Here is a 22,348-nt window from a genome sequence, read left to right as displayed (position 1 = left end):
ACAGAAGCAAAAGACATTTCATCCCGCAATGATAGCCACGATCATCACCGGTCTGGAATCAAAAAATCACAGCCACTTCACTTCGTGCGACAGCATGGTGTCATCATCAAAGGTGAACCGCCCCATGAAACGTCGGCGTTCGATCAAGGTCTGCGCCAGCCAGTGAATGTCATCCGCCCACATTTCATCAAAGGGCAGCGCATCCAGCGAGGTCCAGAGCGGCACCGCCTCGGGTGTTTCCACCGCCTCCCCTTCATGCTGCGTGGCCACATACACATCGACGTGCATGCACAGACCATCCACAAACTGAAACCAAAGCTCACCGTGGTGCACCGGATTCAGCGCGGTCACTCCAAGTTCCTCCTGCGTTTCACGCACCGCGCATTGCAGCGAGGTCTCGCCGGGATCCATCTTGCCGCCGGGTCCGTTGATCTTGCCGGCACCCAGGCCACGCTTTTTACGAATGAGCAAAACCTCACGCTTTGCCTCATCGACGATGAACATCAGTGTCGCACGAATGCCCGGCTCCCATGTTTTCCAGTCGGTGATCACCATGGACTCAGCGTTTCTTCCATGGCAGGGCACGCAGCCAGCGTTTTCCACTCTTAATATCCATGGATTGCGCCAGGATCTCCGTGTCTCCTGCATCAAAATCCTCCGCACGCGGCAGGCCGGCAGGCAGCTCAAACTCAGGTTCAGGCACTGGCAGTTGCTCAGGCAGAGCGGCCGCCGGCGGTTTTTGATTCAGCGGTGCCACGGCATTGAGCGGCGAAACCAGTCCGCCGGAAATGATCATCTTCATCGCCTCTTCAATCGTGATCGGCGCATCCGTGATTTTCTCCGAATCCACCACAAGCAGAATGCCCGTCATCGGACTCGGCGCCGTGGGCAGCAGGACGCAGGTCATCGCCTTCCCTGTCTGCGGATCACAATACTGTCCGGTGGCAAAGCCGATCATGCGCATGCCGGGGACCGGATAGTCAATGTACACGACCCGCTTGAAATTCTGCTTCGTGCCGCCCAGGCTGCGAAAGGCGTCGATCACCTGCTTGAGCGGCCGGTAGATCACCGCCACCAGCGGAATGCGCAGCAGCAGTTTGTCCACGGCGGTGACAATGTGCACACCGATCACGTTGGTGGCCATGAAGCCAAGACCCAAAATGGCCAGCACCGAAAACAGGAAGCCAATAAAATTGGTGAGGCTTTCCAGCTTCGGATCTTCAATGTTCAGGATCGGCTCGTCACTGAACTCATTGACGAGGCTCACCGCCTGCCCCAGCACCGGCTTGCTCCAGGCGTGCAGCAGGTCATAGACAAAGGACAGGATCCAGAACGTGATGATCAGAGGCAGCGCCAGCGCCAGTCCCGCCAGAAACTTGTTCCGCAACCACACGCCCCAGCCTTTCGGCGCAGGCGCTTCGGTCATCGGATTCGTACTGGGGGTCTCAAATGCCATTTAAAACAACTTCACTCTGAAGATGAGAACGTATGGCAGCAGCTTTGTTCAGCAATAATATCTGCACTCGTGCAGATATTACGCGCCCACCAGCATTCTGGCCGGGTTTTCGATGCAATCCTTGATGCGAATCAAGAACGACACGGCTTCCTTGCCATCGACCACGCGGTGGTCGTAGCTGAGCGCGAGGTACATCATAGGGCGGATCACCACCTGGCCATCGACCGCCACCGGGCGCTGCTGGATGCTGTGCATGCCGAGGATCGCGCTCTGCGGAGGATTGATGATCGGGGTGCTGAGCAGGGACCCGTAAACACCGCCGTTGGAAATGGTGAAAACACCGCCGGTAAGATCGCTGACCTGGATCTTGCCTTCCTTGGCCTTGGCTGCGTAGCCAAGAATGTCTTTTTCAAGATCCGCAAAACTCTTCTGGTCCGCATCACGCAGCACCGGCACGATCAGTCCGCGCTCCGTACCCACGGCCACGCCGATGTCGAAGAAGTGGTTCTGCACGATTTCTTCTCCTTCAACTCGCACATTGACCTGAGGCACCGCCTTGAGGGCCTCCACCACCGCCTTGATGAAGAAGCTCATGAAGCCGAGCTTCACGCCGTTCTTCGCCACAAAGGCGTCCTGCAGCTTCGAACGCAGCGCCATCACATTGCTCATGTCACATTCATTGAACGTGGTGAGAATGGCGGCCGTGCGCTGCGCACTGACGAGCTGATCCGCAATCTTCTTGCGCAGCGGGCTCATCTTCTTGCGCGTGATACGTCCTTCCGGTGCAGCCTTGGCCGCAGGAGCTGGCGCGGGCTCAGGCTTGGGCACCACTTTGAATTCGGTGACGTTCGCAGGCTTTTCCGGCTCGGCCTTGGCCGCTGGGGCAGGCGCAGGAGCGGGTGCAGCTGCCGGCGCTGGCTTCGGAGCTTCGGCCTTCGCAGCAGGAGCGGTCGCACTTTCATCGATCTGGCCCACCACGCCACCCACCTCGACATCTTCACCGGCCTGTTTGCTGATGTGCAGGGCACCACTGCTTTCAGCAGTGACTTCAGCGGCAACCTTGTCGGTCTCGAGCGTGAGCAGGACGTCGCCAGTCTTGACGATGTCACCTTCTTTGAAGTGCCATTTGGCGATCTGACCACCGGCGACGGATTCGCCGAGTGCGGGTATTTTAATGTCTGAGGGCATGACGGGGTAGTGGGAGAAAATCTATGTCTGGACAAATCACACGCTGAAAGCCGACTCGACCAGGTTTTCCTGTTCGAGGGTGTGAATGGCTTTGGAACCGGCGGCGGGGCTGGAACTGCGCTCCCGGCCGGAGTAGCGCAGCTTGTGGTTGGAAAGCTCTTCGAGACGCGGGCGGATGTAGTAGAAGGCGCCCATGTTGCGTGGCTCCTCCTGGCACCAGATCCACTTCTTCTGCGCACGCGGATATTTCGCGACGATCTCCTTCAGCATCTCGTAGTTCAGCGGGTAAAGCTGCTCGATGCGGATGATGGCGGCATTCTTGATTTTGTGCTCCTCGCGGAAGGCGAGCAGGTCATAATAGATCTTGCCGCTGCACAGAATGAGACGCGTGATGCGCTCCGGCGCAGCCAGCAGATTCTCGTCGTCCAGCACTTCCTTGAAGGTCGTGCCTTCGGCCATGTCGCTCAGCTTGGACACGCACCGCGGATGACGCAGCAGGCTCTTCGGCGTCATCACGACCAGCGGCTTGCGCGTGCTGCGCTTGATCTGGCGGCGCAGCGCGTGGAAGTACTGCGCGGGAGTGGTGAAGTTGCACACCTGCATGTTGCCACCGGCGCAAAGTTGCAGGAATCGCTCAAGCCTTGCGCTGGAGTGTTCCGGCCCCTGGCCTTCGTAACCATGCGGCAGCAGCAGTGTGATGTGGCTCGGGCGCTGCCATTTGCTTTCCGCACTCGCGATGAACTGGTCGATGATGACCTGCGCACCGTTCACGAAGTCGCCAAACTGCGCCTCCCAGCACACCAGCAGATTGCTGGTCAGCAGCGAGTAGCCGTAATCAAATCCAAGCACCGCAGCTTCAGACAGGAGGCTGTTGTACACACAGTAACGGCCCTGTTCCGCAGCCAGATTGTTCAGCGGAATGTGGCGCTCCCGGGTCTGGGAATCATAAAACACACTGTGACGCTGGCTGAAAGTGCCGCGTCGCACATCCTGCCCGCTCAGGCGCACGCCGTGGCCTTCTGTGAGCAGCGAGCCAAAGGCAAGCGATTCCGCATAAGCCCAGTCAATGCCTTCACCCGCCTCGATGGCCTTCCTGCGCGCCGCGAGGAAGCGTTTCGCAATCGTCGGATGCAGGTTGAACTCCTCCGGCACTTCGAGCAGGCGCTCGCCGATCTTTTTGAGCGTCGTCAGCTCCACCCCGGTTTTCACCGGATTGTAGTCATAGGCAGGCTGCGGCATCGCCATGCTGCCTTCAAAGGGATTGCCGCCTTCGGCGTTCTTGTCACGATCCGCCAGGGTCGTGATGCCCTGCTCCAGTTCGTCGTCCAGCTCGCGCTGCAGCGCGGCGGCGCCGGCTTCATCCAGCACTCCGGTGGCTGCCAGATCCAGGCGGAACAGCGTCGCCGTGGACGGATGCTCGGCAATCGCACGCGCCATGTTCGGCTGCGTGAATCCGGGCTCGTCAGTTTCGTTGTGGCCGTAACGACGGTAGCACACGATGTCCACGATCACATCACGACCAAAGGTCTGGCGGAATTCAAACGCCAGTCGCGTCGCATTCATCACTTCCAGCGGGCAGTCCCCGTTCACATGGAACACGGGCGCTTCGATCATCTTCGCCACGTCCGTACAATAGTCGGAGCTGCGGGCGTCTTCCGGCATCGTGGTGAAACCGATCTGGTTGTTCACGATGATGTGCACCGTGCCGCCGGTGCGGTAGCCGGGCAGCTGGGAAAGATTCAGCACTTCGGCCACCAGTCCCTGCCCGGCAAAGGCCGCATCACCATGAATGAGCACAGGGATCACCTTTTTGCGGTCCTTGGTGTCATTCAGCGCACGCTGGCGCGCACGCGCCATGCCTTCGACCACAGGGTCCACGGCTTCCAGATGGCTCGGATTCGGCGCGAGCATCACCCCAACCGAATCACCGCTGCTGGTCTGTCTCACCGTTTCAAAGCCCAGATGGTACTTCACGTCACCATCGCCGGAGACCATGTTCGGCACATAGTTCTCGCTGAACTCATAGAAGAGATACTCCAGCGGCTTGCGCAGGAAATTGGCCAGCACGCTCAGACGTCCGCGATGGGCCATGCCCAGAATGATTTCTTTGCCGCCGGCGGCTGGCAGAGCTTCGAGAAGCGTCTCCAGTGCCACGAGCATCGATTCGCCGCCTTCGACGGAGAAACGCTTCTGCCCCACGAAACGACGGTGCAGGAAGCGTTCGAACGATTCAGCTTCCAGCAGCCAGCGCAGCGCATTGATCTGATCCTGCGCCACCGGCTTCGCATCCAAATCACGGCCTTCAATCCGGTCCAGCAGCCACGCGCGCACTTCAGGGTGGTGAATGTGCATGAACTCAAAGCCCGTCTTGCCGCAATATGTCCGCTGCAATTCCGCCAGCATCGTTTTCAGCTTCATCGGCTGCCCGTTGCGGAACAGGTGCGTCTGCACATCCTCCTCCAGCTCGTCAGCCGTGAATCCCAGACCCGCCAGCGTCAGCCCGGGCACTTCAGGTCCTTCCTTGTCCAGCGGATCCAGATGCGCGGCGGTGTGGCCCAGCGCACGGAAGCTCTGCAGCGCGTTCGAAACTCGCATGCGGAAATTGAGAGTCTTCTCTGAAAGCGGGGCCGCTTCACCACCGGCCGTTTCCGAGCCTTTCGTGGGGAGACGGGCCATGCCCAGTTCGAAACCTTCAAAAAACGATGACCAAAGTGGTTCGACTGAACCAGCATCTTTTTTCCAGTCCGCGTATTTGGACTCGAGGAAATCCGCGTTTGCGCGGTACGGCAATGTAGCACTCATGAGGGGGGATGAGCAGAATGCTCCCATTCGTTACGAGTGCAAATGCGGAAAGGAACATTTCCAGCCCTTTTTGCGGGTGCTTTCCCATCCCTTGTCCAGGCTACCCACCTTTTTAAAATAAGCCTCCCCCTCTCTTAACACCACTCCCCTTCCGAAAAACGATCGCAAACCACCGCCAACAACCGCAAACTTCCCCTGCTCTCCCCATGCCCCCGCCGCCGCTCTACAAACACATTGCCGATACCGTGGCCAAAATGATCCACGATGGCGTCCTGCGGCCTGGCGAGCGCACCCCCTCCCTACGCGCCATCTGCGATCAGCACGGCGTCAGCATGAGCACCGCCGTCCAGGCCTTCGTCGAGCTCGAATCCGCCGGCCTCGTCGAGCCCCGGCACAAGTCCGGCTTCTTCGTCAAATCCCCGCCCCAGGCCCTCTTCGATCTCCCCGGCCCGCCCCGCGTCCCCATGTCAGGCAGTCTCGGCAACCGCCACGCCAGCCTCTTTGACGCCGTCGCCTCCTCCAATCTGCTCGCCCTCGGCGGTGCCGTCCCCAGTCCGGACATCCTTCCCACCGTCAAACTCAACCGCATCCTCGCCGAAAAAGCCCGCCACGCCGGCGCCCGCGGCGTCATGTACGATCTCCCTCCGGGCTCCGAACTCCTCCGCCGCCAGATCAGCAAACGCATGCTCAAAGGCGGTGCCGTCGTCGCCCCCGCAGACATCATCACCACCTGCGGCGCCACCGAGGCGCTCATGCTCTGCCTCCGCGCCGTCACCAAACCGGGGGACGTCGTCGCCGTCGAAACGCCCACCTACTTCGGCATCCTCCACGTCCTTGAGGCCCTCTCGCTTCGCGCCCTCGAAATCCCCACCGACTCCCAGCACGGCCTGCGGCTCGATGTCCTCGAACGCGTCTTGAAAACCCAGCCCGTCCACGCCTGCATCGCCCTCCCCGCCTGCAGCAATCCCCTCGGTGCCGCCATGCCAGACGAGAACAAGCAGCGCCTCGTCGCCCTCCTCAAACAACACGCCATCCCCCTCATCGAAGACGACGTCTTTGGCGAGCTCCCCTTCGGCCCCAAACGCGCCCGCACCTGCAAGTCCTACGACGACTCCGGTCTCGTCCTCTACTGCAGTTCCTTCTCCAAGACCCTCGCCCCCGGCTACCGCGTCGGCTGGGTCGTCCCCGGCCGCTATTACCATGCCGTCCGCATGGCCAAGCTCACCCACACCCTCGCCACCGCCACCCTCCCCGAGCTCGCCATCGCCGGCTTTCTCGCCGAAGGCGGCTACGACCACTGGCTCCGCAGCGTCCGCACCATTTATAAAGAGAACGTCACTCGCATGCGCCGCGCCATCCTGGAGGAATTCCCCGCCGGCACCACCGTCACCTCTCCCCAGGGCGGCTTCCTCCTCTGGGTCACCCTGCCCCCGCAGGTCGATGCCATCGACCTCTACGACCGCGCCCTCGCCAAAGGCATCAGCATCGCCCCCGGCCAGCTTTTTTCCCCCGAACCCCGCTACACCCACTGCATCCGCATCTCCTGCGGCCTCCCCTGGTCCCCCCGCCTCGCCGCCGCCATCCACACCCTCGGCACCCTCGCCAAACGCCAGGCTCAATAACTCGACGACTCGGCCATCCTCGTCCCCGAACTCGATCCTCCAGCTCCGCAAAGCCCAAGATCCCCGACGCCTGAGTAGAAGGTCGCCGCCAGCCTCTCCGTTCGTAGTTCGGGCTTAAGCCCGTCTGGTTTTCCCCCTCTTCCTCCAGCTCTTCCCAAGCAATCACAAACCACTGCCAGCAACCGCAAACCACCGCAAACGTCTGTACCGCCCCCCTTTCCCCCCATCTGTATCTACCCACATTGTCAGCGCGTGAGAAGGTTCCCCCATGAACCCCCACCTCACGCTCGCTCCTGTGTTCGCCGTCATGTCACCCGAAGGACTCCTTGGCCTCAAAATCATCGGCATCATCGGCCTCGTCATCCTCATCCCCCTTGGCTTCCTCCTCTACCGCAATCAAGACCGCCTGTTTGGCCGTTCCACCGACACCCCCAGCGAAACCAGCGGCTCCCTCACCTACGGCCTCGCCCAGACCTGGCTCGTTTACGTCGGCCTCATCCACCTCACCCTCTGGCTCACCTTCGGCCTGTAAGTGGCCCAGTTGCGCCGCAACTGGCCTCCCTTTTTTCTCCGCTCGCCCCAGCCCTCCAATCCACCGAATTGGAGGGCAGCTCGAAAAATCGCAGCCCGGCACAACGCAACGCACTGGATTCACCTCACCTCCAGATTCGCTCCCGCGCTTGAGGCCGCGAATGGATTTGCAGCAACAGCTAAGCAACATCAAATCCACCTACGCCTGCACATGCCAGCAGCCTGTAGCACCTGTCTGGGCGGCTATTTCGCCCCCACCATGTACCGCAGCACCTTCGCCAGTGTGGCGCGCATGTCCTTGCGATCGACAATCATATCGACCAAACCATGCTGCATCATGAACTCAGCCGTCTGAAACCCGGGCGGCAGATCCGCATGCGTGGTTTCCTTTACCACACGCGGACCGGCAAAGCCGATCATGCACTTCGGTTCGGCAATGATCAGGTCTCCCAACGTCGCGAAACTGGCGGTGACACCACCCGTCGTCGGATGTGTGAGCACGGAAATGTAGGGCAGGCGCGCCTCGGCATGCCGGGCCAGCGCTCCGCTCGTCTTGGCCATCTGCATCAGGCTCAGAATGCCTTCATGCATACGGGCACCACCTGAGGCGGAAAACACGATGACCGGCTTGCGCTCCGCCGTTGCAGCTTCAATCGCGCGGGTGATTTTTTCACCCACCACGCTGCCCATGCTGGCGCCGAGGAAACGGAAATCCATGATCGCCACCAGGACGGCAACGCCCTCAATGTTCGCACGACCGGTGACCACCGCCTCGGTCAGTCCCGTCTTGGCCTGGTAGGCCTTCACCTTGTCCAGATAGCCTTTGAAGCCCAGGGCGTTCACGGAGTCCAGGCTCTTGTCCATTTCCACAAAGCTGCCTTCGTCCACCAGACTGGCGATGCGCTCGTCCGAAGCGATGGTGAAGTGGTAGCCGCAGCTCGTGCAGACTCGGAGGTTTTTGGCCAGCGCCTGCTCAAAGAGGCTCTCATTGCACGAAGGGCACTTCGTCCAAAGGCCTTCCGGCATGTCGCGCTTCTTTTCGCCTAAATCGTTAACGTTGCGTTTTTTGAAAAATCCCATGGTAGGTCAGTCGGTATGGGCGTCCGGCATCTCCAGACCTGATGGTGCGCCTCCTCGAATTGCATGTCGCAGGAGTTGCAGGGAGGGAAAACCACCCGGCGTTCACACTGTCAGGCCCGGCCAAAGTCGGACGCGGGGCCGATCCTAGCCGCGTGTTGTCGTGATGACCACCACTTTTTCTGCTCCCCCCACCCGCCGCAATACCCGCGCGCACTCGCTCGTCGTCGCCCCCGTGGTGAAAACATCGTCCACCAGCAGGATGCGCCGCCCCTGAAGGTTGACTGGAGCTTGCCAGCGCCTCGGCTGCCTCATCGCAAATGCCCCACGCAGGTTTTTCAGCCGCTCCTCACGGCTCAGCCCCGCCTGCTGATCCGTCTCCCGCGTGCGCACCAACGCCTTCGCCGCCGGGATCCCCGTCAGCCGCGACAGCCGGGTGCACAGCTCCCAGCTTTGATTGAACTCCCGCTCCTTTTCCCGGCTCCGATGCAGTGGCACCGGCACCAGCAGCCACTCCCCCAGATTTTCCCCGGCCAGCCGTGGCTCCTCCAAAACACGCAGCATCAGCGTCGCCAGCGCCCCGCGCAGATGCAGGCGGCGCTCATACTTAAACTGGTGAATCAGCTCCCGCATCACCCCCTCCGCATGGCAGGCCGCCACGGCAAACTCAAACTCCAGCCGCCGCCCGCTGCAGTTTCCACACCGAAACTCCTGCGTAATCGCCCCCTCATAGACCTCCCCGCACACGTTGCAGTAAGGCGCCTCCACCAGCGGCAGCGCGTCCGCGCAGCCCCCGCAAAACCACCCGTCCTCCACCGGTGCCTTGCACGCACAGCACAGCCTCGGATACACCAGATCCACCCACGCCCGCCACACCGGCTGCATCAGCCGCTGCACACGCGATGGATCTGGAGGACCAGGAAAGGACATGTTCCAGACTAAATGCGATTTGAAGCCCGCCAACTGCAAGCCTAAATGCAGCCATGGCACGCATCGGCACCCCCCTTTCCTCCTCCGCAACCAAGGTCATGCTTCTCGGCTCAGGCGAGCTCGGCAAAGAAGTTGTCATCGAACTCCAGCGCCTCGGCTGCGAAGTCATCGCCGTGGATCGCTACGCCAACGCACCCGCCATGCAGGTGGCCCACCGCAGCCACATCATCTCCATGCTCGATGGCGAGGCCCTCCGCCGCCTCGTGGAAGTGGAAAAACCCGACTGCATCGTCCCGGAAATCGAGGCCATCGCCACGGACACCCTCCTCGAACTTGAAAACGAAGGCTTCCGCGTCGTCCCCACCGCTCGCGCCGCCAAGCTCACCATGAACCGCGAAGGCATCCGCCGCCTCGCCGCCGAAGAGCTCGGCCTCAAAACCTCTCCCTACGTCTTTGCCTCCACCGAAGAGGAATTCCGCGCCGCCATTGAGAAAATCGGCATGCCCTGCGTCGTGAAGCCCATCATGAGCAGCTCCGGCAAGGGCCAGAGCGTCGTCAAAACCGCTGACGACATCGCCCACTCCTGGCAATACGCCCAGGAAGGCGGCCGCGCCGGCAAAGGCAAAGTCATCGTCGAAGGCTTCGTCGAATTCGACTACGAGATCACCATGCTCACCGTCCGTCACGTCGGCGGCACCGCATTCTGCGCCCCCGTCGGCCACACCCAGATCAAAGGCGATTACCGCGAGTCCTGGCAGCCCCATCCGATGTCCAAAAAAGCCCTCGATGCAGCCGAGCACATGGCCGGTGCCATCACCGAAGCCCTCGGCGGTCGCGGCCTCTTCGGCGTCGAGATGTTCATCAAAGGCGACGACGTCATCTTCAGCGAAGTCTCCCCCCGCCCGCATGATACCGGCCTCGTCACCCTCATCTCCCAGGATCTGAGCCAGTTCGCCCTCCACGTCCGCGCCATCCTCGGCCTGCCCATCCCCAACATCCATCAGCACGGCCCCAGCGCCAGCTGCGCCGTCCTCGTCGAAGGCGAATCCTCCAAAGTCCAGTTCGGTGCCCTCGATCAAGTCCTCGCCGAGCCCGACACCCAGGTCCGCCTCTTCGGCAAACCCAGTGTCAGCGGCCAGCGCCGCATGGCCGTCACCCTCGCCCGCGCCGAATCCATCAACGAAGCCCGCGCCAAAGCCCACCGCGCCGCCAAGGCGATGGAAATCCGATTGTAGTGCAAGTTCATGATTGCGTCCGGCGTTCGGGGTGTGTTATCACCTCCAAATGCCTCCCAGTGCTCACCTGAGCCATCTCATCAAACTGCTCGATGACGACTCCGAAGTCGTGCGTCACGCAGTTCAGGAGGAGCTCAACGGCATGCGCCGCGAGCTGCCAATGCACATTGGGAGCTTGGAGACCCCGCTATCTGCCGAGGAAGAAAAGCTCGTCGCGCAGTTGCTCGAACCCGCGCGGCGCATCGAGCTCGAAGAAACCTGGATGCGCTGGCGCTGGATGGAAGGCCCCGACGCGCAGCTTGAAGAAGGCCTGAGCCAGCTCTCCGCCTTTCTAAACGGCTGGAAGACCCAGTCCGCCGATCTGGCCAAACGTCTGGACGCGCTGACAGAAGAAGCCTTTGCCGAAAAAGGCCGCATGGATGCGCATGAACTGGCCCAGTGGCTCTTTGCCTCGCATAACGGCGTCACCCGTTTCCGTGGCAACAGCAAGGACTACTACTCGCCCGCAAACAGCAACCTCTTCTGGGTGCTCGACACCGGCCTCGGCAATCCCATCAGCCTCTGCTGCCTCTACCGCCTCCTGGGCCACCGCTTCGGCCTCGAAATCGAAGGCTGCAATTTCCCCGGCCATTTCCTCTCCCGCGTCAAATACCGCGACAAGACCTGGCTGGTCGACTGCTTCAATCGCGGGCGCTTCATGCTGGCCGCCGATGTGGCCAAACACCACCCTGCCGCCAATCCCGGCATGGAAGACCTCATCCACGAGCCCGCCACCGCCGAAGCCACGCTGCTCCGCATCCTGCGCAATCTCGACGAAGCCTACGAGCGCCTTGTCATGCTGCCGGAACGCCAGTTCATGCGCCGCCTGGCCGTGAAGCTGATGGAAGACTAATTCGCTTCAAACAAACCGCTGCAAAATGGGCAGCAGATTCTCCACCGTCTGCTCGGGCCACAGTTTGCGGTCGGTCATCAAGGCAGAATCCAGCGCACGGTGCTCAGGCCAGTTCGGTTCCGTGGGAATGTTTGGAATGACGTGGACCAGAATGGCTTTTGAAGCAGCGACATTCGCATGCAGATGTCCAATGACGGACTCGGCGGTGACGGCCTCCTCCTCGACCTTCCAGCAGTCGTAATCCGTGATCATCGCCAGGGTGGCGAGCGCGATCTCCGCCTCGCGGGCAAGCTTCGCCTCAGGCAGATTCGTCATGCCAATGACATCAAAACCCAGCTGCCGGTGCGCATTCGATTCGGCACGGGTGGAGAAGGCCGGGCCATCCATGCAGACGTACGTGCCGCCATTGTGAACCTTCCGCCCCTGTGCCACGCAGGCGTCATGCAGCAGCGAGCGCAGGCCGTCTGAGATCGGATCCCCAAACGCCACATGCGCCACGATCCCCTTGCCGAAAAAGGTATGCTGGTCGCGGCGGCTCGTGCGGTCAAAAAACTGATCCGGCAGGACAATGTCGCGGGGATGGTACTGCTCCTGCAAGCTGCCCACGGCGGTCACGGCGATGATCCAGCGCACATTCAGGCTGCGCAGCGCCCAAATATTGGCGCGGTGGTTCAGCTCCGTGGGAAGGATGCGGTGGCCCTTGGCATGGCGGGGCAGAAAATACACCCGGCGCCCGGCCAGTGTGCCTGTCACGAGCACATCCGAGGGGGGGCCAAACGGCGTTTCCACGCTGATCTCCTCACGATTTTCAAATCCCTCAAGGTCGTACAGGCCGGATCCGCCGATGATACCGATGGCTGGAGGAAGATTTTGACTCATGCGGTCAGGGTAGGAGGCACAAAGTCTGCTTCAACTGACAACATCGTGACGCTTGAAAATGTCTCTCGCCTGAAGAATGAACAAAAACACCGAAAGTCGCGTCTTAAGGTTGTCGTTATTTCCCCATCCACCGCCATGAATACCATGCGCCGTCTCTTGCTGCTTCTCCCTGCCATTTCCTTCGTTTCCTGCTCTGTGCCGGATATGTTTGCATCCTCGACTCCGCACAAAATCAAGCTCAAGGACGGGCGTGAGGTGCCTTGCGAAGGAGCCCCACAGTATCAGGAGAAGACCGGCTACTACCGCTACCGCACGCCGGACAAGCGTGACGCTGTGATCCGTGCGGATGATGTCGCCACTATTATGGAGAAGCGGGCGTGAGCGGGCCTTCGCTCGTGCTCGCCTCCGCTTCACCGCGCCGACTGGAGTTGCTGCGCCAGGCAGGCTTCGAATTTGAAATCGTCTTGTCGCAGGTCGAAGAGGCCCACGATGCCTCTCTGACACCCGAAGAGCTCACCTTGGAAAACGCCCGGCGCAAAGCGCTGGCCGTCACCCTTACCCGGCCCGGAGCACTCGTCATCGGCGCCGACACCTTGGTTTACGTCGATGGCGACCCACTGGCCAAACCCGCAGACCTGGAGGAAGCGCTCTGCATGGTCCGCCGCCTCTCGGATCGCACCCATGAGGTCTGCACCGGAGTGGCGTTCGCCCGCGATGGCACCGTGGTCCGTGAGTTGCATGTCATCACGCATGTCACCTTCAAGCCGCTGACGGACGACCTTATCCGCGCATATCACTCCAAGGTGAACCCACTCGACAAGGCAGGAGCCTATGGCATTCAGGAATGCACCGACATGCTTCTAGACCGCATGACAGGATCGTTCACCAACGTCGTCGGCCTGCCCGTGGAGGAAGTGACCGCTGCTCTGCGTGAGCTGCAGCGCTGAGCCTACTTCATTTTGAAGTACTCTTCGCCCTTGATGACCCTGCCATCGTCCGTGACCACGGTGAATGAGCCGTTGTTGCGCTTCGCCAGCGCGTCGATCTCAAACGCTGCATCGACCTGGGCCATCACGCTGGTGTGAATCACGCTCATGGGCAGCTTGCGTTTGTTTTCAGCCGTCACGATGTCAATCCAGCCCTGCTCATCCTTGCGTTCACCATCGGTCATGAAGAAAATGACATCGGGCTTCGGATTCGCATTCAGTGCCATCAGCAATCCCGCTCCCCAGTTGGTGTAGATTCGGTTGTTATCAGACCGTTGAATGATGTCCACACTGTCCTGAAGCGTAAACTGAGTGGCCTGAATGTATTTGAAGGCGGGAATCTTCGCCTGCTTGTAGTCCTCCGGCTTGATCTCCCAGTGGTACTTCTCCAGCGCCTCCTCATTGCGGCTGTCCACCTGGTTGTGCGGCCAGGCGAAGTCGGAGAAGTAGAGCACCTGGTAGGCTGTTCCATAGGGGATCTGCTTCACCGCCTTGATCAGCTCCTTCTTCAGCAGTTCAAAGCGCGTCGTTCTCGGGCCATCACCTTTCAAAGGCTGCGACATGGAGCTGGAGAGATCCACCACAAACACCACCCGGCTGCCGACAGCGGTCTGTCCCACGAAGCTGAATTTCCCGCCAGTCCCGATGCCGGCCCCAAAACCGCCGCCCGCACCTCCCAGTCCCATCGGCTGGCTGGATCCCATGCTGGGCGCTTTGCTCAGATCCATGCGATCATTGATCTTCGAAAAATCCATCATGTCCATCGCCGGCATCTCCGGCATCACGATGTTGGAAGACAAGGTCTGCACCGTGATCTTGCGCATCGGCGGCTTCTCCTTCAGCCAGGGATTCTTTTTGGTCTGAATCTTGTGCGTCAGTTCTGCGGCGGCAGCCTTCGACTGCGCCGAACTGCCCCCGGGTAAGAAGTCCACCTGCCGGTCCATCACCTGGCTCACTCCCACAAAAGCGGCGATCAGCAGCAGGAACAGATGCACGCCAAAGCTCATGCCCAGCGTGCGCAGGCCGATCTTGTCCGCCAGTTTTTGCCAGCGCTGCTTCTTAGCCTCCTCCGGATCCAGCGGCTCCTCGGGCGGAGGTTTCGGGGCAATGAACGGCTTCGGCTCTTTGCCAGCCCTGGGTTCCTCTTTCCCCTTTGTTTTGTCTGACGACTCGTCCTCACTGCGCGGCAGTTCACTGCCTGAAACGACCTTGGATGGTTTCTCCTCAGACGCCGCCTGTGGCGCATGAGAAACGTCATCTACCAGCTTGGGAAGCTCCATTGCTTGCTGCGGCTGAACCTTGGCAGATGGAAGTTCCTGTTCCTGGTGCCGATCCTCGATGAATTCCTCGTCTTCTGCGGACGAACGCTCAGCGTGCAGTTCCATCTCGCTCACCGGCATGTCAGCCATCGCTTCCTGAACAGAAACCGGCGCCTCGGGCGGAACTGCCACCTCCTCATACACCGGCTCCTCCGCAGCCATCGCCTCAGCACTCTCCGGCTGAGGCGGATTCTGCTCGGCATGCCCCGGCTTCACGACCTCTTCATCCGTCGAATCGACGGTCGGCAGGAAACTGAAATCGTCGAAGGCGTGCCTGGACATGGCGGCGAGATTCTGGCGGGTAAACCGCCACCGTTCAAGGAAGTTCCTGCGCGGGCATCAAACCATTGTTCTGAGTTGTTGACCCCGGCCCCCGGAGATTTCACATTATTCGTGCTCCGCCACGCGACAGCCCCATCCATTACACCACCATGACGATGAAATCTTCAGCGCCTGCGGTAGATCAGGGCAAAATCTGCATCAGCGACGGCCTCTACTTTCTGATCATCGTCCAGGATGGCAAGGTGTCTCACTTCACTGCAAACGTCTCACTCTCTCACGCAGACTTCGTCAAAAGGTCTGTCGGAAGGCTGCCGAAAGGAGCCTGGGTCGGCTCCGCCACGAAAAACGACGGCTACCTCACAGCCATCAATTCATACACGTTTTACCACAATCAGCTCCCCGCATCGCCCGAGATCCAGAAGATTGTTCAGGACAAATTCTGCTGAAGATTCGAACGCACGGCCTGAGACTAGCCCGCCCTCAAGCCAGCTCCGCCCAAGTCCCCCGCGTCACGCCCAGCTGGCTCTGCGCCTTCAAATCGCGCCAGATTTCATCCCCGTCGCGCTGGCCGCTCATCAGCTCCTGATAAGTCCGCAATACGATCATCGCCTCGTCAGCATTCTCTTCCAGCAGCTCCACACGGAAGCAGCGCAGCCCGTGCTCCCGCAGTTCATCAAAAAATTGCGCCCCCGTTTGTGCCACCGCATTGAACAAGGTGTTGCGACATCCAACGTCGGCCTTGAGCGGATGCTGCATGCCCACGCGATCCTTCAAATGCACACGGTGCTTGTCACAGGGACGCCCGCAGTTGGTGAAGTCGGTGCCCTTGCTCAGGAACGCGGCAAACACGCAGTGCTCCATGTGAAACATCGGCATGTGCTGGTGCAGGGTCAGCTCAAACCATGAAGGCGGCGCAGCAGCCAGCAGATCAACGACCTGTTCGATGTTAAGGTCATAGCTGATCGTCAGCCGCTCCAGCCCGGACTTCTTCAAAATCTCCGCCGTCAGCGGATTCGCAACGTTGAGCGAAAAGTCTCCCGTCATCGGAATGCCCGCGTCCTTGAAAAACGACATCGCCCCCAAATTCCGAATCAGCACCCCATGCGGCTCCGCCCGCTGAATCAGCTTGAAGAATCCGGCCTCGCCCGACTTCTGAATCCTCGGCGTCGCCAGCCAGACCTGCGCAGTGTCACTGCGCTCCTTGATCTGCTTCACCAAATCCGCGTACAGCCGGATGTCTTCAAAATCCAGATACAGCCTCGGCACCCCCAGCACCAGCGCCGCATCGATATGCGCCTGCGTGCGGCACAACGCATGAAGCTGGAGCGGCTGAGAGTCATCGGCAATCCCACGTGACGGCATCAACGATTCAAGCGTCTCGGTGATCGGCACGGCAGGTGCCGCTGACGAATCACCTTCACTCCATGCGGCAATCAAATCACGCCGCATGCGGTTCAGTTCGCTGATCGGCAGCATCACCTCGCCCACCACATCAAACTGCACCTCACCCAGTTCAAACTCCGTGCCACCGAGGCGGTTGAACTGCTCAATGAAGGCCCCCGGCGTGAGCGGTCGCTTCATCGCCGCCTGCAGCGCCATCGTCGAAGTCACCACATGGGCGCCCGATTGCACCCGCAACGGTTCACCCACCTGGCCCGTCACATGAAGATCCAGTTTGCGCTGCTTGCGGATGGGGATGTCACCTTCAAACGACTGCCGCAGCGCACGATTGAGCGCGGGATCACTCGTCTTAAACACACGCATGCCGATCTGCACATCCTGCATGCGTAGATGCCCGTGGCGGAAGCTCAACGCACTGCCGCGCATCTCATACACACTGCCGCCCTGCTCATAGTTGGTGTCGGACAGGTTCTCAAACACCACGCCATCGCCCGGCTTCATGGCGATGTGCAGCTCATCCAGCTCCAGCGTGTCATCATCAATGATCCGCGTCACCTGCCCGACAAACGGACCGCGTTTCTTGCCGTAGTAAGCGCCTACCAGCTCCTGATGATTCACACCATGCATCCAGCCCGGATACAGGCCGCGTGAGAAAGTCATTTCCAGCGCGTAGCGGTCCGCCTCGCTCGCCGGAGCCGGTTGATTTGCCAAAGCTCGGTCAATCGCCTTGCGATACACCTGCGTCACACCCGCCACATACTCCGGCGACTTGAGCCGGCCTTCGATTTTAAAACTGCGAATGCCCAGTTCAATCAACCGAGGAATCTCATCCACCGCCGCGAGATCCTGCGGGGAGAGCAGATAGCGCTTGTCACCAAGGTCACGCGGCTCGCCATCCACGATCATTTCATACGGCATGCGGCAGGCCTGCGCGCACTCGCCTCGGTTCGCGCTGCGCCGCCCCAGCGACTCGCTGGTCAGACACTGACCCGAATACGCCACGCACAGCGCCCCATGCACAAACACCTCCAGCGGCACCGCCGCCGCTTTGAAGCGCTCCAGCTCCCTCATCGAAAGCTCCCGCGCCAGCACCGCCTGATCAATGTTCAGCTGCTTCGCAAACTCCAGCCCTTCCGGTGAAGTGATCGTCATCTGCGTGCTCGCATGCAGCCGCAGCTTCGGCGTCAGCGCCTTCACCATCCGCGCCAGTCCCAGGTCCTGCACGATCACCGCATCCACCCCGCTGTCTTCCAGCAGGTGCAGCTGCTTCTCCGCATCCGGCAGCTCCTTGGTGAAGATCAGCGTGTTGAAGGCCACATAGCCCTTCACCCCATGGTCATGCAGAAACTTCATCAGCTCCGGCAGATCCTCCTCCACAAAATTGTCCGCCCGCAGCCGCGCATTGAACCTCGGCATGCCAAAGAAAATCGCATCCGCCCCGTTCGCCACCGCCGCACGGGCACAGTCCCAGTTACCGGCAGGGGAGAGAAGTTCAGGCTTGGGGAGTGGGGAGGAATAAGTCACGGCAGGGGGGAAAGAGATTACCCCGATTTCCGCATCTTGCAGCCTTTATGCTTCAGCATTTGCCACCCCAGGCTCTGCGCCGACTGACCACGCCCAGCCCCAGTCCCAACATCAGCAGCATGGCGCGTCCAGGTTCTGGCACCACGTAGATGATGCCATCCGTCAAAAACTGGTCCGTATTCCAAAACCAGCCATTGGCCAGCATGGTGGCGCTGATCTCCAGGCTCAGGTCCCCTCCTGTGGCAGCCGCGTTGAATCCCCCAGCCACGATCGCGCCCGAACCACCATTCACCGTCCCCCAGTCGATCAGATTGTAGACATCGCCAAAGCCGGGGCTGTAACCGTTGCCAAGCTCCACCTTGATCGTGCTTCCCGCCGCAAGGGTGAGCGTGCCCTGGACCACGAGTGCATCATGATTGCCAAAGCTGCCGTTGAGCAGGCCCGCCGTCTGAATGCCATCCGTAGGAGTCGCCTCATTGCCCGTGGCTCCCGCGAGGGTAAAAAGCACGCGTGGTGCCGCAGCGCTGCCGCCCCCGGTCAGCGTGAGGCTGCCAGTGCTGACATCCGTAAAGGTCAGTTTGCCAATGCCTGCACCGCCATTGTCCCCTGCACTCAGCAGTCCACTGACGACCGTGGCCCCCTGCACAACACCCGATCCCGAAAGAGTGGCACCACTGCTGACAACCACCGCACCCGTACCGCTTTGTCCCGCACCCGCCTGTCCCACCTGCAGATTCCCTGCGGTCACCTGCGTCGTTCCCACATACGTATTGGCACCCGTCAGCGTGAATCTGCCCGTTCCCTGTTTCACCAGTCCACCGGCACCTGCCATGGTGCCTGAGTAAGTGCTGTCAGCAGTGCTGCCGGTGGTAAGACGGGTGCCCGGAGTGCCCACGGTGTCCGCAGCGGCAATGGTGCCCAGGTTGACGGTGCCACCTCCCGAAAGAGACAGGATTGTCTGCGAAAAATCCGCGAGACCATTCGTCAGGGCGAGCATGGCGGTGGCATCATTGGCGATGGTCACCGCAGAGTTGGCGGACAGCGTGTTGACAGCACCAGCCATGAGAATGCCTTTGTTGATCGTCGTCGCGCCGCTGTACGTGTTCGCCCCCGTGAATGTCTGCGTTCCTTCGCCGATCTTGGTCAGCGCCATGATGCCCGTGCCGGTGTCCTTGATCGACCCGCCAAAGAAGGTCGTGGCGGCGGCGGTGTCGGTGACAAGCGTGCTGGCGTTGTTGTCGCCGATGGTAAGCGTGGAGGTGCTGTTCGCTTTGCCATTGGTGATGGCCGTATTGGCGTGCGTGCCGTAGGAAATCAGGGAGTTGATGGTCTCGTTAAAGCCGTTGAGGTCAAGAGTGACTGGCGTGGTGCTGCTGCTTCCGCTCAAAATCACATTGCCTTTGCCCAGGCCGTTGGGGATGACCTCCGAAGCTCCAAGGCGGATGGTGACGTTGGCGCTGTTAAAAGCGGTGGGAGTGGCGGCGAAGTTGGTGTTGATGGAAAAGTTGCCGGTGAAGTCGTTGGCGGTGCTGTTGAGCTGGATGATGTTGGTGCCGCCCGCGCCTCCGGAGAGATCGAGGGCATAATCGCCGGTAATTTTCCCAGCGAAGGTGGTGACGGAGTTGGCGTTCACGGCACCGAGCCGGGTGTCTCCCATAAGGTTGATCTGGCCGGTGAGAGTTTGACCGCCGCTGAAACGTATCGCGCCGGGGATGCCCCCTTCACCGTACCCGGTGCCTGCGAGGTTGAATGTCTGGGCATAGGTGCCGCCAGCATTAAGCCAGAGCTGGCCACCAGCGGTGACGGTGACGGCACCGCTGCCCAGACCACCTACGTTGTCGAAACGATTGCGTCCTTGGGTGATCACGGTGCCACCAGTGTGGGTGTTGACCCCGCTGAAGACGACTTGATTGCCTGAGCCGGTGCGAATGAGCGTCACGGCACCGGTGCCGTTGTCGGTGATGGAAGAACGAATAAGAATTTCGCCAGTGCCGGAATTATTGATGATGACTTCGCCAGCCGTGTTGTCGGCTCCGCCGGCAGTGATCGCGCCAACGTTGTTGGCAGATCCAATGGTAAGCGTCGGAACGCCCGAGGTGACCTGGCTGCCTTGGTTCCAGATGGAGCCGGTGGCACCCAGCCGGAGGGTCTCGCCTGCGGCAATGTCAACAAGCCGGTTGATGGCAGCGTTGCCGTTGCCTGCATCGTTGCGCACCATGAGGGTGTTGAGGTTCGTGATGCCCGCCCCGGTGGTGATTGTGGCGCTCCCATCGTTGATCAATAAGTTGGAGTTCGCAGAACTCACGATGTCTCCACCCGCATAGGCGCTGTATTGAGTGGTGGCGGCGACGACATTGCCAAGCGCCGTTCCTGCGGTGCTTTTGACGGCCCAGTCATTGCCCAGCAGAGCCCATCCACCCAGGATACCGCTGGCATCATTGGCCGTCGTGATGACGATTCCATTGGTGCTGCTCTGCGTACCCGCCGCAGAAGTGAACTCCAAAACACTGCCGCGATCACGCGTAATGTTGCCGAGCTTCAGAACAGTATCAGCATTGGCGGTCCCTTGCGTGACAGTGACGTAGCTGCGACCGGCCAGAAGGTAGGTGTTGTTGAAAGTTTGAGAGACAGCTTCGGTCCCCGTGGTGGTGTTGCGACCGGCGACCGTGAGCTTGCCCCCTCCGAGAACCAGACGGCTGGAGGCGCTGATGATATCCGCAGTGGGGGCGGTGATGGTGTAAGTATAAGTGTTCGTACCCGAGGTAGCGGAAGAAATGGCGGTGGAGTTGAAGTCGAGCTTGATTCCTCCCGCGTTGGCCTGGGTGACAGAGCCGCTGGTGGGGTTATGCGAACCGCCGAGGATGATGGTGTCCCCGGTGTAGGTATTGGAAGTGCTGGAGACGTAGGTGGCGGTGACAGCCCCGGTGGCGGTAGTCGTGCGAGTGACGGTGATTTGTTCGCCACTGAGAGTGAGGGTACCGGTGCCAATCTTGGTGAGACCACCACTGCCGCTGAGAGCACCGCGATAGCTGGTGCTGCTGTCGTTGTTGCCAGTCTGCAGGGTGATGGCTCCGCCCCCTGTATCCTGGAGTGTCAGGTTGCTGGTGCCCTGAAGGCCGCCAGTGATGAAGGTGCCAATGCCGGAGGCAAAGCTGATGTTCTTGGTGTTCACGTCGAAATTGACGAGATTGATCGTGGCATTTTGAGCCGCACGAGCGTGTCCGAGAAGAAAACCACCGGTCGTGGTGTTGATGTTGTTTGAGGTGAGTGTGCCAGTGAAGGTGTTGGCATTGGTGAGACTGACGAAGCCTGCTCCGCCGTTGACTTGCAGAGTGCCGGCACCAGCAATGATGCCGGAGAAAGTGGTGCTCACGCCGCCCTGGGCAAGGTTGAGCGAGGCATTGCGCATGAGGATGAGGCCGCCACCCTCGATGGTGCCGAACTGGTCGTTAGCTTTGGTGTTGAGGACACCGCCAGTGTTGACAGTGATTTTGGCGGCGTCGCTGATGCTGTTAGGATTGGTATTCCAGAGGAAGGTGCCCCCGCTGTTGATGACAATGCCTGAGGTGGTCAGCTGGTTGGCACTGCCGCCGGTACCCTTGAGCTCGAAGGTGCCTGCATTGATGGTGATGGCCGCTCCACCGAGATTGAAGAATCCGCCGTTCCCGGAGGTGCCGAAATCGAGCGTGATTTTACCGAGACCGTTTTTTGTCATCCCGGTGCTGATCATGCGCGCGGTGATGGTGGCGTCCATGTTCTGGACGTTCACGACGGGCGCAGTGCCGGTAAGCGTGAGGATTTCAACCGAGGTGAAGTTATTCGGCGATGAGACAAAAGCAGTGCCAGGAGCGATCATGACGTGACCTTCCTGAAAATTGAGACTGCTGGCAGACTGTCCCGGAGAGAGCGTCACCGTGTAAGTGCCCGTGCCGTCAATGCCTGCCGCAAAGACCACGTCGCTGCCGGTCGCATACGCTCCGGTGCTGCTCAGCCCCCGCGCATCGCTGCTCCAAAAACTGTCCACTCCCCAAGTTCCTCCTGCATTGCCGGAATACACGCTCGCACCATTGGTGTCCCAGTACAGGGTTGCCGCATGTGCCTTGGAAAGGACCATGATGGAAAACGAGAGCACGGCGTAGAGCAGGCCTCGTGTGAAGAACACAGACATGATTGGATTGGGGGCTGTTTTTTACGCTCGCGCAGACGCGCGAAAAGGGGGGCAGA

Annotated in this window: 17 protein-coding genes; 7 read left to right on the top strand and 10 right to left on the bottom strand. The window is 60.5% G+C overall.

Annotation, left to right across the window (positions count from 1 at the left end; all coding sequences use genetic code 11):
* Positions 1-66: 66 nt before the first annotated feature.
* The 4 genes from AC3RLQ_RS25570 to AC3RLQ_RS25555 form a co-directional block, all read right to left on the bottom strand.
* Positions 67-555 carry an 8-oxo-dGTP diphosphatase gene (locus AC3RLQ_RS25570; protein WP_493031493.1) on the bottom strand — a complete coding sequence of 163 codons (489 nt, stop codon included), beginning with the start codon at positions 553-555 and terminating at the stop codon, positions 67-69.
* A gap of 4 nt (positions 556-559) precedes the next feature.
* A complete protein-coding gene (locus AC3RLQ_RS25565; protein ID WP_493031491.1) occupies positions 560-1,456 on the bottom strand; it encodes a DUF502 domain-containing protein in 897 nt (298 codons plus the stop codon).
* A 78-nt stretch (positions 1,457-1,534) separates the two neighbouring features.
* Complete coding sequence (sucB, locus tag AC3RLQ_RS25560; RefSeq protein WP_493031490.1) at positions 1,535-2,644, bottom strand: dihydrolipoyllysine-residue succinyltransferase; 1,110 nt, start codon at positions 2,642-2,644, stop codon at positions 1,535-1,537.
* A gap of 36 nt (positions 2,645-2,680) precedes the next feature.
* Complete coding sequence (locus AC3RLQ_RS25555) at positions 2,681-5,446, bottom strand: 2-oxoglutarate dehydrogenase E1 component (RefSeq protein WP_493031489.1); 2,766 nt, start codon at positions 5,444-5,446, stop codon at positions 2,681-2,683.
* Positions 5,447-5,652: 206 nt separating this feature from the next.
* Between AC3RLQ_RS25555 and AC3RLQ_RS25550 the strand changes: the two genes are divergently transcribed.
* Positions 5,653-7,068, top strand: a complete 1,416-nt coding sequence (locus AC3RLQ_RS25550) for an aminotransferase-like domain-containing protein (protein ID WP_493031487.1) — start codon at positions 5,653-5,655, stop codon at positions 7,066-7,068.
* Between the two features lie 268 nt (positions 7,069-7,336).
* Positions 7,337-7,600 (top strand): hypothetical protein, encoded by a 264-nt coding sequence (locus AC3RLQ_RS25545; protein ID WP_493031486.1) that lies wholly within the window; start codon positions 7,337-7,339, stop codon positions 7,598-7,600.
* 242 nt (positions 7,601-7,842) lie between these two features.
* Here AC3RLQ_RS25545 and accD read toward each other — a convergent pair whose 3' ends face one another.
* Both accD and AC3RLQ_RS25535 read right to left on the bottom strand, forming a co-directional pair.
* The gene (gene accD / locus AC3RLQ_RS25540) at positions 7,843-8,679 is read right to left on the bottom strand and encodes an acetyl-CoA carboxylase, carboxyltransferase subunit beta (RefSeq protein WP_422320951.1); all 837 of its coding nucleotides are present in this window, start codon (positions 8,677-8,679) and stop codon (positions 7,843-7,845) included.
* A 144-nt stretch (positions 8,680-8,823) separates the two neighbouring features.
* Positions 8,824-9,606: a double zinc ribbon domain-containing protein gene (locus AC3RLQ_RS25535; RefSeq protein WP_493031484.1), complete on the bottom strand. Its 783-nt coding sequence runs from the start codon at positions 9,604-9,606 to the stop codon at positions 8,824-8,826.
* A gap of 53 nt (positions 9,607-9,659) precedes the next feature.
* Here AC3RLQ_RS25535 and purT point away from each other — a divergent pair, with 53 nt between their 5' ends.
* Positions 9,660-10,841, top strand: coding sequence for a formate-dependent phosphoribosylglycinamide formyltransferase (gene purT, locus AC3RLQ_RS25530; RefSeq protein ID WP_493031483.1), 1,182 nt, complete (start codon positions 9,660-9,662; stop codon positions 10,839-10,841).
* Positions 10,842-10,890: 49 nt separating this feature from the next.
* Positions 10,891-11,733 (top strand): transglutaminase-like domain-containing protein, encoded by an 843-nt coding sequence (locus AC3RLQ_RS25525; protein ID WP_493031482.1) that lies wholly within the window; start codon positions 10,891-10,893, stop codon positions 11,731-11,733.
* Positions 11,734-11,739: 6 nt separating this feature from the next.
* On the opposite strand, the gene mtnP is transcribed toward AC3RLQ_RS25525, so the two are convergent.
* Entirely contained in the window at positions 11,740-12,612 is an 873-nt protein-coding gene (gene mtnP / locus AC3RLQ_RS25520) for an S-methyl-5'-thioadenosine phosphorylase (RefSeq protein ID WP_493031480.1), read from the bottom strand.
* A 144-nt stretch (positions 12,613-12,756) separates the two neighbouring features.
* Here mtnP and AC3RLQ_RS25515 point away from each other — a divergent pair, with 144 nt between their 5' ends.
* Both AC3RLQ_RS25515 and AC3RLQ_RS25510 read left to right on the top strand, forming a co-directional pair.
* Positions 12,757-12,993 (top strand): YgdI/YgdR family lipoprotein, encoded by a 237-nt coding sequence (locus AC3RLQ_RS25515; RefSeq protein WP_493031479.1) that lies wholly within the window; start codon positions 12,757-12,759, stop codon positions 12,991-12,993.
* Complete coding sequence (locus tag AC3RLQ_RS25510) at positions 12,990-13,559, top strand: Maf family protein (RefSeq protein WP_493031478.1); 570 nt, start codon at positions 12,990-12,992, stop codon at positions 13,557-13,559. Before AC3RLQ_RS25515 ends, AC3RLQ_RS25510 begins: the two co-directional genes overlap by 4 nt.
* A 2-nt stretch (positions 13,560-13,561) precedes the next feature.
* Here the strand turns inward: AC3RLQ_RS25510 and AC3RLQ_RS25505 are convergent, their stop codons facing one another.
* The gene (locus AC3RLQ_RS25505) at positions 13,562-15,199 is read right to left on the bottom strand and encodes a vWA domain-containing protein (protein ID WP_493031477.1); all 1,638 of its coding nucleotides are present in this window, start codon (positions 15,197-15,199) and stop codon (positions 13,562-13,564) included.
* 155 nt (positions 15,200-15,354) lie between these two features.
* Between AC3RLQ_RS25505 and AC3RLQ_RS25500 the strand changes: the two genes are divergently transcribed.
* Entirely contained in the window at positions 15,355-15,645 is a 291-nt protein-coding gene (locus tag AC3RLQ_RS25500; RefSeq protein WP_493031476.1) for a hypothetical protein, read from the top strand.
* Between the two features lie 34 nt (positions 15,646-15,679).
* On the opposite strand, the gene AC3RLQ_RS25495 is transcribed toward AC3RLQ_RS25500, so the two are convergent.
* Together AC3RLQ_RS25495 and AC3RLQ_RS25490 are read right to left on the bottom strand one after the other, a co-directional pair.
* Positions 15,680-18,124: a U32 family peptidase gene (locus AC3RLQ_RS25495; protein ID WP_493031475.1), complete on the bottom strand. Its 2,445-nt coding sequence runs from the start codon at positions 18,122-18,124 to the stop codon at positions 15,680-15,682.
* A 52-nt stretch (positions 18,125-18,176) separates the two neighbouring features.
* Positions 18,177-22,292, bottom strand: a complete 4,116-nt coding sequence (locus tag AC3RLQ_RS25490; protein WP_493031474.1) for a beta strand repeat-containing protein — start codon at positions 22,290-22,292, stop codon at positions 18,177-18,179.
* Positions 22,293-22,348: the final 56 nt, after the last annotated feature.

The sequence above is a fragment of the Prosthecobacter sp. GW821-HT29F12 genome (genome assembly GCF_058803405.1).
Note: the sequence above shows the minus strand (reverse complement) of the source record. Positions and strands in the feature narration are given on the sequence as shown.

Bases quoted from the DNA above. Each gene is read 5' to 3' on its own strand.
- AC3RLQ_RS25505 (WP_493031477.1), bottom strand. From the start codon at position 15,199: ATGTCCAGGCACGCCTTCGACGATTTCAGTTTCCTGCCGACCGTCGAT.
- AC3RLQ_RS25555 (WP_493031489.1), bottom strand. From the start codon at position 5,446: ATGAGTGCTACATTGCCGTACCGCGCAAACGCGGATTTCCTCGAGTCC.
- AC3RLQ_RS25565 (WP_493031491.1), bottom strand. From the start codon at position 1,456: ATGGCATTTGAGACCCCCAGTACGAATCCGATGACCGAAGCGCCTGCG.
- AC3RLQ_RS25550 (WP_493031487.1), top strand. From the start codon at position 5,653: ATGCCCCCGCCGCCGCTCTACAAACACATTGCCGATACCGTGGCCAAA.
- AC3RLQ_RS25490 (WP_493031474.1), bottom strand. From the start codon at position 22,292: ATGTCTGTGTTCTTCACACGAGGCCTGCTCTACGCCGTGCTCTCGTTT.
- AC3RLQ_RS25535 (WP_493031484.1), bottom strand. From the start codon at position 9,606: ATGTCCTTTCCTGGTCCTCCAGATCCATCGCGTGTGCAGCGGCTGATG.
- AC3RLQ_RS25525 (WP_493031482.1), top strand. From the start codon at position 10,891: ATGCCTCCCAGTGCTCACCTGAGCCATCTCATCAAACTGCTCGATGAC.
- purT (WP_493031483.1), top strand. From the start codon at position 9,660: ATGGCACGCATCGGCACCCCCCTTTCCTCCTCCGCAACCAAGGTCATG.
- AC3RLQ_RS25570 (WP_493031493.1), bottom strand. From the start codon at position 555: ATGGTGATCACCGACTGGAAAACATGGGAGCCGGGCATTCGTGCGACA.
- AC3RLQ_RS25500 (WP_493031476.1), top strand. From the start codon at position 15,355: ATGAAATCTTCAGCGCCTGCGGTAGATCAGGGCAAAATCTGCATCAGC.
- mtnP (WP_493031480.1), bottom strand. From the start codon at position 12,612: ATGAGTCAAAATCTTCCTCCAGCCATCGGTATCATCGGCGGATCCGGC.
- accD (WP_422320951.1), bottom strand. From the start codon at position 8,679: ATGGGATTTTTCAAAAAACGCAACGTTAACGATTTAGGCGAAAAGAAG.
- sucB (WP_493031490.1), bottom strand. From the start codon at position 2,644: ATGCCCTCAGACATTAAAATACCCGCACTCGGCGAATCCGTCGCCGGT.
- AC3RLQ_RS25515 (WP_493031479.1), top strand. From the start codon at position 12,757: ATGCGCCGTCTCTTGCTGCTTCTCCCTGCCATTTCCTTCGTTTCCTGC.
- AC3RLQ_RS25545 (WP_493031486.1), top strand. From the start codon at position 7,337: ATGAACCCCCACCTCACGCTCGCTCCTGTGTTCGCCGTCATGTCACCC.